Source organism: Kitasatospora sp. NPDC059577 (assembly GCF_042735475.1).
GTDB lineage: Bacteria > Actinomycetota > Actinomycetes > Streptomycetales > Streptomycetaceae > Kitasatospora.
The window spans coordinates 153,372-165,162 of record NZ_JBHWBZ010000005.1 but is presented as its reverse complement, the minus strand read 5'-3'; the positions used below and the strand labels follow the sequence as shown (position 1 = coordinate 165,162).

11 protein-coding genes are annotated in these 11,791 nt (G+C 75.4%); 5 read left to right on the top strand and 6 right to left on the bottom strand.

What is annotated here, in order from left to right; genetic code table 11:
• Positions 1 to 113: 113 nt before the first annotated feature.
• A complete protein-coding gene (locus ACFV0O_RS07315) occupies positions 114 to 572 on the top strand; it encodes a DinB family protein (RefSeq protein WP_380337837.1) in 459 nt (152 codons plus the stop codon).
• A 65-nt stretch (positions 573 to 637) separates the two neighbouring features.
• On the opposite strand, the gene ACFV0O_RS07310 is transcribed toward ACFV0O_RS07315, so the two are convergent.
• Together ACFV0O_RS07310 and ACFV0O_RS07305 are read right to left on the bottom strand one after the other, a co-directional pair.
• Entirely contained in the window at positions 638 to 1,132 is a 495-nt protein-coding gene (locus ACFV0O_RS07310) for an ATP-binding protein (RefSeq protein WP_360252031.1), read from the bottom strand.
• Positions 1,133 to 1,396: 264 nt separating this feature from the next.
• A complete protein-coding gene (locus ACFV0O_RS07305) occupies positions 1,397 to 3,064 on the bottom strand; it encodes a CehA/McbA family metallohydrolase (protein WP_380337578.1) in 1,668 nt (555 codons plus the stop codon).
• Between the two features lie 383 nt (positions 3,065 to 3,447).
• Here ACFV0O_RS07305 and ACFV0O_RS07300 point away from each other — a divergent pair, with 383 nt between their 5' ends.
• Entirely contained in the window at positions 3,448 to 4,224 is a 777-nt protein-coding gene (locus ACFV0O_RS07300) for a polysaccharide deacetylase family protein (protein ID WP_380337576.1), read from the top strand.
• 176 nt (positions 4,225 to 4,400) lie between these two features.
• Here the strand turns inward: ACFV0O_RS07300 and ACFV0O_RS07295 are convergent, their stop codons facing one another.
• From ACFV0O_RS07295 to ACFV0O_RS07285, 3 genes are all read right to left on the bottom strand, one after another.
• Entirely contained in the window at positions 4,401 to 4,784 is a 384-nt protein-coding gene (locus ACFV0O_RS07295) for a barstar family protein (RefSeq protein ID WP_360252022.1), read from the bottom strand.
• 121 nt (positions 4,785 to 4,905) lie between these two features.
• Complete coding sequence (locus ACFV0O_RS07290) at positions 4,906 to 5,559, bottom strand: 4'-phosphopantetheinyl transferase (RefSeq protein ID WP_380337572.1); 654 nt, start codon at positions 5,557 to 5,559, stop codon at positions 4,906 to 4,908.
• Between the two features lie 315 nt (positions 5,560 to 5,874).
• Positions 5,875 to 6,069, bottom strand: a complete 195-nt coding sequence (locus tag ACFV0O_RS07285) for a hypothetical protein (RefSeq protein ID WP_380337570.1) — start codon at positions 6,067 to 6,069, stop codon at positions 5,875 to 5,877.
• 298 nt (positions 6,070 to 6,367) lie between these two features.
• Between ACFV0O_RS07285 and ACFV0O_RS07280 the strand changes: the two genes are divergently transcribed.
• Together ACFV0O_RS07280 and ACFV0O_RS07275 are read left to right on the top strand one after the other, a co-directional pair.
• On the top strand, positions 6,368 to 6,853 hold the full coding sequence (locus ACFV0O_RS07280) for a cysteine/serine endopeptidase inhibitor (protein WP_380337567.1): 486 nt from the start codon (positions 6,368 to 6,370) through the stop codon (positions 6,851 to 6,853).
• Positions 6,854 to 7,128: 275 nt separating this feature from the next.
• Positions 7,129 to 7,869 (top strand): hypothetical protein, encoded by a 741-nt coding sequence (locus ACFV0O_RS07275; protein WP_380337564.1) that lies wholly within the window; start codon positions 7,129 to 7,131, stop codon positions 7,867 to 7,869.
• A gap of 160 nt (positions 7,870 to 8,029) precedes the next feature.
• Here ACFV0O_RS07275 and ACFV0O_RS07270 read toward each other — a convergent pair whose 3' ends face one another.
• Complete coding sequence (locus tag ACFV0O_RS07270; protein ID WP_380337561.1) at positions 8,030 to 9,253, bottom strand: GNAT family N-acetyltransferase; 1,224 nt, start codon at positions 9,251 to 9,253, stop codon at positions 8,030 to 8,032.
• 256 nt (positions 9,254 to 9,509) lie between these two features.
• Between ACFV0O_RS07270 and ACFV0O_RS07265 the strand changes: the two genes are divergently transcribed.
• Positions 9,510 to 11,759 carry an FUSC family protein gene (locus ACFV0O_RS07265; protein ID WP_380337558.1) on the top strand — a complete coding sequence of 750 codons (2,250 nt, stop codon included), beginning with the start codon at positions 9,510 to 9,512 and terminating at the stop codon, positions 11,757 to 11,759.
• The last annotated feature ends 32 nt before the right edge of the window (positions 11,760 to 11,791 follow it).

Genomic DNA, 11,791 nt, shown 5'->3' with positions numbered 1-11,791 from the left:
GTCCGCGAGGATCCCGAGTCCCTGACGGGATCCGGACGACACGTGAGGAGAGCGACACCGTGAACGCCCCCGACGAACGCCCCGCACCGCCGCTGACCGGCGGCGAGCGCGAGATGCTGCGCGGCTTCCTGGACTTCCACCGGGCGACGCTCGCCATGAAGTGCGAGGGCCTGGACGACGAACAGCTGCGCCTGCGGTCCAGCCCGCCGTCCACGCTCACCCTGCTCGGGCTGGTCCGGCACATGGCGGAGGTGGAGCGCACCTGGTTCCGCCGGGTCATCAACGGCGAGGACCTCCCGCTGGTCTGGTCCGCGGACGGCGACTACCAGGTCGCGTACGACGCGACCGGCGCCACCCGCGCGGAGGCCTTCGCCGCCTGGCGGACCGAGGTCGAGCACGCCCGCCGCATCGAGCTCGCCGCCGAGACCCTCGACGTCACCGGGTACCAGGCCCGGTGGGACGCCGAGGTGTCCCTGCGGCTGGTGATGCTGCACCTGATCCACGAGTACGCCCGGCACAACGGGCACGCCGACTTCCTCCGCGAGGCGATCGACGGGGTGGTGGGGGCGTAGGCCCTGTCCGTAGGACCTGTCCGGAGGGCCCGGCCGGGCCGCGGCGGACCCGGGCGGCCGTGCTGCTACCAGCCGAGGAGGTGGGTGCGGCGGGTCAGGGCGGCGAGGACGGACTTGGCGGTGGTCTCGTGGGTGAGGTCGCGGGTGTCGAGGACGTGCCGGTCGTCGACCGGGACCGGGCCGGGGCGGAGGACGACGTAGTGGAGGGCGGTACCGGTGGTGCGGCTCTCCCGGCGGAAGGTGTCCAGCCCGGCCGGGACGTCCGGGCTCTCCACGACGACCTGGTAGCCGCGGGTGGCGTACGCGAAGGCGGCCTGTGCGGCGGCGGCCAGGGCGGTGGCGTTCTGACGCCCGGCCTCCGGCAGGTGGGGCTGGAGCCGGCCGCTGCGGATGACCCGCAGGAAGTCGTCCGTCCGCAGGTGGACGCTGGGGTGCAGCTCCCGGGCGAGCAGCTCCGCGACCGGGCTGTTCCCGGCCCCGGACGGGTCGACAAGGACGAGGACGCCCCCGGCGCCCCGGCCGCCCCCGAGCTCCGGCCCACCTACGGTCGTACGGTTCACAGCTGCGGATCCCTTCGCGGGCCGGGGACGGTCGGGTAGCCGGGGCGAGGCGGTCGGAGTGCGAAGGGGCTGGTCGGCCCCTGTCCGGACAGCCGATCGCCTCGTCCCTACGACTGATGCGTTTCGGGGATCAACCTAGTCCAAACGGGTGCCCCGAGTCGTCCCCCACCCGGTGGGCGGGTAGGGCGCCGCGGCCGGCCGGTGACCGCCCGGTGAGCGTTCGGTGACCGGCCGGTGGCCGCTCCCGCCGTTCCCGGGAGTCGCCTACCGCTCCTGGGCGCGCAGGACGACGGGGTTGGTCAGTGCCGCCATCGGGCCCCAGGGCAGGTCCGGGCCCATCGCGTTGCCCCTGCCCGGGGTGCCGTCCGGCTTCGGGTGGCGGACCTCGGCCCGGACGTACGCGGCGAGCGCGGCGGTCGTGCGCCACACCACGGTGCCCGAGCCGCCGGCGGGCAGCGACTCCTGGTGCATCTGCCCCTCGTCGGTGATCAGCCGGACCGTCCCGCCGGGCACCCCGGAGACGGTGAGTTCGACGTCCAGCGGCGCGTCGGCCGGGACGGTCAGCTCCTCGCCGATGCCCGCCCGGCGGCCGTGCCCGGTGACGTTGAACTCCAGCTGGACGGACTTGGATTCGGCGAGCCAGCTGCGCCCGTCGCGCAGCCCGTCCAGGACCGCGTCGCGGGTGAGGTCCTCGGCCAGCACCACGGTGTGCGGGGAGCCGATCACCTGGGGCTCGCTGTGCGCGTCGCTGTTGCCCAGGGCGGGCAGCCAGGAGCGGCCCTCGCGCAGGGCGACGGCGAGCCGACCGTCCCAGGTGTCCACCGCGGACTCGTCGTCGTACGTCCACGGGCCGTTCCACACCTCGACGGCGTCCGCCTGGTCGTAGCCGAACTTCCACTGGCAGGCGACGTACGGGCAGTACGGGTGGGCGGGCACCACCAGGCCGCCGGAGCGGTGGACCTGGCGGACGAAGCGCGGGAACTCCTCGTCGCGCGAGCGGTAGCGCCAGTCGACGAACTGGCCGCCCTCCAGGCCGAGGGCGAGCCAGTGGCCGTTGCGGGTGGTGATCTCCTCGCCCGGGAGGATCAGCAGGTCCGGGCCGGCCAGCGGGCCCCAGACGGCGTGCGAGGAGCTGGTGTTGTGGTCGGTGGAGACGATGAAGTCCAGGCCGGCCGTGCGGGCCCCGGCCGCGACCTCCTCGGGGAGGCGCCGTCCGTCGGAGTGGACGGTGTGCAGGTGGCAGTCGCCCCGGTACCAGGCGCGGCCGCGGCCGCGGGCCCGTTCCGCCGGGTAGTGCGGGGTGAACTGCGGTCCGGGCGCGCCGAAGCGGAGCGTGACCTGGACGCGGTAGTCCAGGCCCTGCGGGGCGACCTGGTACGGGCCCAGCACGACGTGCCAGGTGCCGGGATTGACCGGGCCGGGGAGGTAGCCGGGGGTGGCGGCGGAGCGGGAGAGGCTGAACTCGGTGCGGAAGCCGCCGGACCAGCCGCGGAAGCCGGGGCCGCCGAGGTCGGTGCCGCGCTCGTCGAAGATGCCGATGTCGCAGGAGTTGCCCGGGGTGCCGGCCGGGACCGGGGGCTTGTCGTAGCTGTAGGAGACGGCTATCTCCCGCACGCCCTCGGGGACTTCGACCGGGAGGTGGACGAAGTCCGGGGAGCCGGTGGGCAGGTGGCCGGTGAGGGTGAGGGTGCGGTCGGGGGTCGCGGTGGGGGCCGCGCCGGGGGCCGCGCCGGGGGCCGCCGAGGCTTCGCCGGTGGTGGCGGCGAGGCCGAGGGCGGCGGCGGCGCCGGTGGCCAGGCCGGTGCGGAGCAGGTCACGGCGGGCGGGGTGCGGCGGCCGGTCGGTCGGGCCGGGCCGGGCGGGTTGTCCGGGCTGGGGCGTGCCGGGCTGGGCCGGTCGTCCGGGCCGGGGCGTGCTGGGTTCGGTCGGCATCGGGGCCTCCGGATCGGGGCGGGCGGTCGCTCGCGTGCCTACCCGGGCGGGTGAACCGGGGGTGAGGAGGGGCCCACGGCGGCGGGGCGGGTCGGTGAAGAGGGGCCGGGTGCGGGGCGGTGGGCGAGTTGCGAGGAGTGACGAATGGTCGGTTCATAGTCATGTAATCAGTTGATTCGAGTGCAGATGGATCGGAGGCGGGCGTGGCGGTGAGTCGGCGGGCACTGCTCGTGGTAATGGCCGGTGGCGTGCTGACGGGGTGCGGGACCCGGGCGGCGTCGACGTCGCTCGCCGGGGCGGCCTCGTCCTCGGCCCCCGCCGCAGGGACGGCGACGGGGACGGCGGCGGCCACGACGTCCGGCATATCCGGGGCGGCCGACGCCGTGCCCACGGACCCCGCGACCGCCGCACCGACGGCCGAGCCCACCCCCGCGGCCACACCCGTCCAGGCGAAGGAGCCGACCCGGGCCGAAGTGGTGGAGCGGTACGGAGCCGTCGCCCCGACGGACTGGGGGCTGGAGGTCGCCGGAGTGATCACCGAGCTGCCCGACGGCGAGCGCGCGACGGCACTCACCTTCGACGCCTGCGGCGGGCCCGGCGGCAACGGCTACGACGCCGACCTGATCGACTTCCTGCGGGCCCACGCCGTCCCGGCCACGCTCTTCCTGAACGCCCGCTGGATCGACGCCAACCCGGACGAGTTCGAGCAGCTCGCCGGCGACCCGCTGTTCGAGATCGGCAACCACGGCACCGTCCACCGCCCGCTCTCGGTCACCGGCCGCTCCGCCTACGGCATCGCCGGCACGGGTGACGTCGGCGAGGTCTACGACGAGGTGGCGGCCAACGCGCGGAAGCTCACCGGGCTGCTCGGGCACCCGCCCCGGTTCTTCCGCTCCGGCACCGCGCACTACGACGACGTCGCCACCCGGGTGGTCGCCGACCTGGGCCAGCGGGTGGCCGGCTTCACCGTGAACGGGGACGGCGGTGCGACGCTCAACGCCTCCCAGGTGCGGCAGGAGGTCGGGTCGGCCCCGTCGGGCGCGATCGTGATCGGCCACATGAACCACCCGGGCGGCGGCACCGCCCCGGGGGTGGCGGCGGCGGTGCCGGGGATGCTGGCGGCGGGGCGGCGGTTCGTCCGGCTCTCGGACGTGCTGTAGCCCGGGCTCCCGGAGGTCGTGGCACGGACCGGGCCCGGACGGCGCGACGCGGACCGGGGCGGAGGCCGCGATGTGGACCGGGGGCGGAGGTTGCGACGCGGACCGGGGCGGAGGCCGCGACGCGGACCGGGGGCGGACGCCGCGACGCGGACCGGGGGCGTGGACGTCCGGCGGTGCTACGCGAGCCGGAGGCCCCCCGGGTGCTCGTCCTCGATGATCCGGACGAGCCAGTCGAAGACCGTCGGGCCCTTCCCGGCGCGGGCGGCGGCCAGGTCGGCGGCGACGTGCTCGCGGTTGGTGGGGTGGCAGCGGCCCAGCCGCAGCTCCAGCTGGCGGACCGTCTCCGGGTAGCCGAGCCCGCGCCGGGAGGCCTGGTGGTCACGCCACTCGATGACCCAGTCCCCGTCGTCGGGCGTGCCGTAGCCGCCGCGCAGGCAGTCGGCGAAGGCGTCGAGGTTGCGGCCGAAGTAGCCGTCGACGCCGATCTCCTGCCCGACGGCGTCCCAGAAGTCCTCCAGGGTGCCGATCCTGCCGCCGTCGATCACATAGGTCACCGTCACGGGGACGAGGATATGCCTCCCCCACCCGGGCGGGGGAGGCGGTGCAGGCGGCGGGTGGGCGGCCGGAGTTCACGGCCGGAGTTCACGGCCGGAGTCCGTGCCGGGGTGTCGCGGACGGGCCTCACGGCTCCACGGCGATGGCGGTCGCGAGCAGCCCGTCCCGGACGGCCCAGCGGCCGTCGAAGCCGTCGAGCCGACGCCCGCCGACCACCGGTCCGGGAACCAGCAGCCGGGCGGTGAAGGTGCCGTCGGGGGAGAGGTCCAGTTCGGCCTCGCTGAACTCCAGGAAGAGCCCGGTCAGCGGGAACCACGCCTTGTACACCGACTCCTTGGCGCTGAACAGCAGGCGGTCCCACGGGACGTCCGGGCGCGTGGCGGCCAGGTCGGCGAGCCGCTTCTGCTCGACGGGCAGCGCGACGACGTCCAGGACACCCTCCGGCAGCGCCAGCGCGGGCTCGGCGTCGATGCCGACGGAGGCGAGGGCGCCGGCCCGGGCCACGGCCGCCGCGCGGAAGCCGTCGCAGTGGGTGAGGCTGCCGACCACGCCGTCCGGCCAGCTCGGCGCGCCGCGCAGACCGGGGACGAGCGGGCGGTAGGGGACGCCGAGCCGGGCGAGGGCGGCGCGGGCGCAGTGCCGGACGGTGGTGAACTCGCGGCGCCGCTTGTCGACGGCCCGCGCGAGGACGGCCTCCTCCGCCGGCTCCAGCCGGGCCTGCGGGGGGTCGTCGTACGCCACCTCGGTCGCCACGATGTCCGGCAGCAGGTCCCCGATCACCCGTTCCCCCTTCGGTCGGTCGCGCGGAGTCGTCGCCGCGCGGGACGAGGGTAACCCGGTGGGGCGATCCCGGTGGGCGGAACGGGGACTGCGGCCACCATCCGTCGCGTGCCGCTCGGCGGCGGGCCGGCGCGGCGGACGGTCAGGACGCGAGCGCGTCGGGACAGCAGCGGTGCGGGCGACGGCGGGGGCGGGGCGGGGCGGGCGACGGCGGGGAACAGCGCGGGCGAAGACAGGGACGGGGCAGGCAACGGGGGAGTCCGGGTGCCGGCAGGGCGGCGGCCCGTGCCGGCGACGTTCGGTGACCGACCCGGGTCACTGTCCGAGGAGGCGGGCGAAGTCGAGCCCGAGGCTGCCGAGGACGGGCAGTGCGCCGAGGTCGGTCACGCCGCCGACCGGGATGCTGTAGCCCTGGTTCACCGCGCGGGGCGCGGAGCCGGCGTTCGCGGGTGCGGCGGCGGCCGGGACGAGGGCGGCGCCGAGGAGCAGGGCGGCGAGAGCGGTGCGCATGTGACGGGACCTCCGGGGCCGGGTCGGTGCGGGACAGGCAGGTGGGTGACGGCCTGTCAACACCCTCCGTGGTGGCGCGGTCACGCATCTTCGCCCCTTCGGCGGCATTCGTAAAGATCCTTGCCTTGTGTTCATGCCAACATCATGGAGGTCTGGACCATATCGAGGACGAGCGCATACGTTCCCTTCACGAGATGACCGTCGGAGTCGCCGAACCGCCGTGCGGACGTGGCGACTTGTGTCTGTCATGCCCATGCTTAGCAAGCTCCGCCAGCACTGCAACCGGAGGGAACGAACCATGCGCGCCATCGGCAAGAACCTCAGGATCCTCGCGGGCGCCCCGCTCGCCGCAGCCGCTCTCATCGCCTTCACGGCCGGCACCGCCAGCGCCGCGATCCCGATCAACAAGCCCATGACCGGCAAGGCCACCTACTACAACGACTCGGGCTTCGGCGCCTGCGGCACCCAGATCAACGCCTCGTCGCAGATGCTGGTCGCCGTCTCGCACACCTGGTGGACCACCGCCAACCCGAACAACGACCCCGTCTGCAAGGGCATTTCGGTCAAGGTCACCTACCAGGGCAAGACCATCACCGTCCCCGTCAAGGACCAGTGTCCTTCCTGCGACTCCACCCACATCGACCTCAGCCAGCCGGCCTTCGCCAAGCTCGCCCCGCTGGGCAAGGGCGTCATCACCGGCCTCACCTGGCAGTTCGTCAAGGCCGGCCTGAAGGGCGAGACCGTCGAACTCTCCGCCCCGATCGCCGGGTCCACCCTCGGCTGACACCGACGGACGTGACACGGCCGTGCCCGCCCCGGGATCGCACGAGGGGCGGGCACGGCCGCTTCCACGAGGACTCCGGGGCGCCGGTGCTGACGGAGACTCCGGTCGGGATCGGGTCGCAGCGTTGCAGTCCGGTGACACGGAACGCGTCATTCCGTCGACTGCCCCGACTAGTTTCGATCGTGCACGCCGCTCCGTCACCCACCGGCCTCCACGGGGGAGACGGACCGGGCGGCGTCCGCGTCCTCACCCGCACCCAGTTCAGGAGAACCAGCATGTCCCTCAAGACGACCCGCCGCGCGACCACGGCCCGCACGTTCGCCGGCACCGTCCTGACCGTCGCGTTGCTGGTACCCGCCGCCACCGCCTGCAGCAGCACGTCCGGCGCGTCGACCGCGGCCTCCCCCGCCGCCACGGCCGCCACGGCCGGAACCCCCGGCACCAACGCCCCGGCCGCCCCCTCCTCACCGGCCGCCACGGCCCCGGCGTCCGGCGCACCCACCACCCCGGCCGCCCCGCCGGCCAAGCCCGGCAACGGCACCACGGCCGCCAAGCCCGGCACCGGCGCCACCACCACCCCGGCCCCGCCGGGCAAGCCGGCGCCCGGCGCCCGCACCCAGACCCTCCCCGACGGCAGCACCGCCGAGATCCGGGAAGTCGCCCCCCAGCACTTCGTCGCCAAGATCGTCAACAACGGTGACGTCCTCGCCACCCTGGACGCCAAGGACACCGACGCCGGACTCGACGCCAACGACATGTTCATCGTGCTCTCGCTGGACGGCACGGTCCACGCCTGGATGGGCGGCGGACACCAGGGCCCCGGCACCTTCAAGGTCGCGGGCGACTGGACGGTCAAGGTCACCAAGAGCGGCGAACTCAAGTACCGCGCCGACATCCTCGGCCTCGACAACGCGGTGAACGGCACGCTGGAGACGAACGGGCACGACGTCGGCGTTTCCGCCAACGGCGTCTACATCGTGCTCTCGGCCGGCGGCCAGATCAGCGCCCACGCGTGAGCCCTTCTCCGGCCCGCTTGTGAGTCCTTCCCCGGCGCTCGCGTGAGCCCTTCCCCGGCCGACGCGTGAGCCCCTCCCCGGCGCCCGCTGACGGCGGACCAGGAGTCCCCGTCGTGGCCCCCGTCCATCCGTGGGCGGGGGCCGGTGCGGCCGCGCCGGATCAGAACCAGTGCAGGCAGTGCGGGGGACGCTCGGCACCGAAGAGGGCGTCGGCGAGCGCCGCGGCGCCCGGCCGGTGCGCCAGCACGTGGCCGGCGCGCACCAGCGTGCTCGGAGCCGTCCCGCCCAGGTACACCGAGCCCAAGTCCCGTACGTCCAACGACAGATCGGGCTCACGGTCCGTCGTGACGCAGTCGGCCTCGCCGCCCCGCACGGTCAGCAGGTAGCGGCCCCGCTCGCCGAGGAACGGGTCGTCGACGTCGAGCACGAGCTCACCGTCGACGGACCAGCCGCGTGCGGTCAGCGCCCGCGGAACGTCCAGGATCCGCACCCAGAGCCAGTCGGTGCTCTTGCTCAGCTGACCGGCGTTGAAGTCCACCAGCTGCCAGCGCAGCGGATGCTCCGTCGGGAGGTGCTTGAACACGACCTCCGACACCAGGTCGTGGCCGAGCAGGAACCCGGCGAGGGCCGTGAACACGGCGTCGTCGACGGCGACCGTCTCGTCCACCGTCAAGATGTCCGGCGCGTCCAGCCAGTAGCTGGCGTACCCGTCCGGGACACCGTCCGCGTCCCGGTGCACGGCGACGTACCGCGGCGCCGGAGCGACCGGCGGCTGCCCCGCACCCGAAGCCCACCAGCGGTGCGGCCGCGACAACGCACCCGGCTGCACCCGGCGGTACCGGTCGTAGACCTCCTCCAGGAGCTCACCGCACTCGGCCCGCCGCAGAACCTCGACCGAACCCGCCGCGAACGCCTCCGCCGCACCCCGCGCCCGGGGGGCGGCCAGCGCCGCCCGGTGGCGCGGCACCGTCAGCCGCCGCGTGTACGTCGCCGGCCCGTAGCCGAACCGGCCGTAGATCGAAGCCTCCGACGCCAGCAGCACGGAGAGGAACTCCCCCCGCTCCCGCACCTGCGCGAGCTGATGCCGCATCATCGCCGTCAGCACACCCCGGCGCCGGTGCGTCGGCAGGACACCCACCGCCGTGACCCCGGCGACCGGGACGGCGGCCCCGCCGGGCAGGGTGAGTTCGAAGGAGTACGCGCCGGCGGTGCCCACGGGCTTCCCCTCCGGCGAGACGGCCAGCAGGGCGCGGTCCATCTCGAACGCCGACCAGAACACCCCGCTGCCGTCCTCGGCCGGAGTCTCCGGGAAGCGCGCGAACGCGGCGTGGATCGTGTCGACGAAGACCTTGAGGTCCCGGTCGGTCGTGGAACGGATCTGCATTGCTGCCGCTGCCTCCAGGCCACGGCACCGCCCCCTGCGGTGCCCCGGCACAGTGCACCGTCGTCACGGTCCGGGGTCAAACGATTTACCGCCGGGGCGGCCGGGCTCGTCACAGCTGCGGAGGCCCGGACGCCCCGGCGCAGCCGTCCCCGCTGCGGGACGGACCGATGTCGTCCTACCGTGAAGGAGTCCCCACGCCCGAGCCCGGCGGCGGCCCCGCCCCGCCGGGGCGGCACACCCACGGGAGCGAGGTGCGATGCGCCGATCGCGAGGGCGGGCGGAGCAGCCGCGCCGCACGCGCCCCGACGCCGCGGTCGTCCACCGCGCCGTCCGGGTCACCCTGGCCGCGTGCGCGGGGTTCTACACCTTCCGCTACGGCCTGCACCGCCCGGTGTCGGCCACCTACGCGCTGTTCGCGGCCGTCGCCCTCGGCGCCCTCGCCCGGGTCGAGGGCGCCGCCCGCGCCCGGGCCCGGACGATCCTGTGGACACTGCCGGTCGCCTGGGGCCTCGTCTGCCTCGGCACCCTCCTCGCCGTGCGCGACTGGGCGGCGGCCCTCGGCATGGTCGGCGTCGGCTTCGCGGTGTCCTACGGCACCGTCGGCGGCCCCCGGCTGATGGGCCTGGCCACCGGGCTGCAACTGCTCTACATCCTCCCGTGCTTCCCGCCCTACAGCCCCGACACCCTCCCGCAGCGCCTGCTCGGCGTCACCGCCGGCCTGCTGCTGCTCGCCGCCGCGGAACTGCTGCTGTGGCCCGAGCCCGCACCGCCGGACTACCGGAGCAGACTGTCCCGCGCCGCCGCGGCCCTGGCCGACCTGACGGACCTCGCCGCCGACGCCTGCGCCGGCCGCGCCGCGCCCGCCGGGGCCGTCACCGAAGCCGCCGACCGGTGCCGCACCCGCCTCGACGCGCTGCGCTTCAGCCGCGTCCCCCTGATGGAACGGCCCGCCTCGGCCGGCGCCGTCGACCGGGCCCTCACCCACTGCGCGGTCGCCCTGCGCTACACCGGCCCGCAGGTGCACCGCGTCCTGCTGCTTGCCCGGGCCCGGCCCCACCCCGCCGCGGCACGGCTCACCGCCGCCACCGCACGGGCCCTGCGCGCGGCCGCCGCCGGGGTGCTCCGCACCGGGCCCGTCCCCGAGACCGGGCAGGTCGACCGGGAACTCACGGCCTTCGACACCGGCCGCGCCGCGGACCGGGCGGCGGACCGGGCCGCGGACCGGGCGGCCGGCGGGGCCGACGGCTCGGAACCCGAAGGCCGGTCACCCGAGGGCCCCGCCCACCTCGCCCGCCCGGTGCTCGGCACCGCCGCCCTGGACGCCGCCGAAGGCGCCCGCTTCGCCGTCCGCGCCGCCAGGGTCAGCCGCCACGCCGCCCTGCCACCCGACGAGACACCCGCCGACCAACGGCCCGGGCCGTTCTGGTACGCCTACGACCCCGCCCCGCTGCTGTGGTGGCGCCGGTTCCGGGCCAACCTCACACCCCACTCGGTCGCCTTCCAGAACGCGCTGCGCACCGCGCTCGCCCTCGGCGCGGCCCGGCTGATCGCCGGCACCCTCGACCTCTCACACGGCTTCTGGGTCCTGCTCGCCACCCTCACCCTGATGCGCACCAGCGCCGCCGACACCCGGATGACGCTGCGCCCCGCACTCATCGGCACGACCGTCGGCGCCGCCGCCACCGCCGCCCTGCTGCTGGGAGTGGGCGAACGCCCGCTGGTCTACGCCCTCGCGCTGCCGCCGATGATGCTGATCGCCTTCAGCGCCGGACCGGCGTTCGGTCCGGCCTGGGGCCAGGGACTGTTCACCGTCGTGGTCGCCCTCGTCTTCACCCAACTGGCACCCGCCGGCTGGCGGCTCGCCGAAGCGCGACTGGTCAACGTGGCCGCCGGCGCGACGATCGGCATCCTGGCAGGCCTCTGCGCCTGGCCGCGCGGCGGCGGCCAGGACCTGCGGCGCCGCGCCGCCGGAATGCTGGACGACAGCGCCGAAGCCCTCCGGGAGACGGTCGTCGTGGTGACCGGCACCGGCCCGGCCGCCGACGCCCTGCACCGGGCCCGCCGCTCCGCCCTGCTCACCGAAGCGATGTACGCCCAGTACCGCAGCGAACGGCACGACCCGGCCGAGGACGGGCCCAACTGGCAGGCGGCCCTCCTCACCGGACAACACACCGTCCGCGGCGCCGAACTGCTCCTGGCCCGCGTCCCGCCCGGCACCGCGGCGACCCACCCGGACGACGCGAAGGCGCTGCTGCGCCACGCCGACGACGTCACGGCCGCCTTCCGCCGCCAGGCGACGGCCCTCCGCGCCCGCGAACCGGCAGGCACCGCACACCCCGCCCTCACCCGGGCCCGCGCGGCACTGACCGCCGAACTCGACCGCGCGGCCGAACCCCGGGGCGACCGGCGGATCCCGCTGCACGCGGTCGACGTCGCGGTCTGGCTCACCGGGCTGCTCGACGACCTCCAACAGATCCACGACGACCGGCCGCCCCCGCCCGGCTGACCGCGCTCACAGTCGGCCGGGCCGGGAGACGC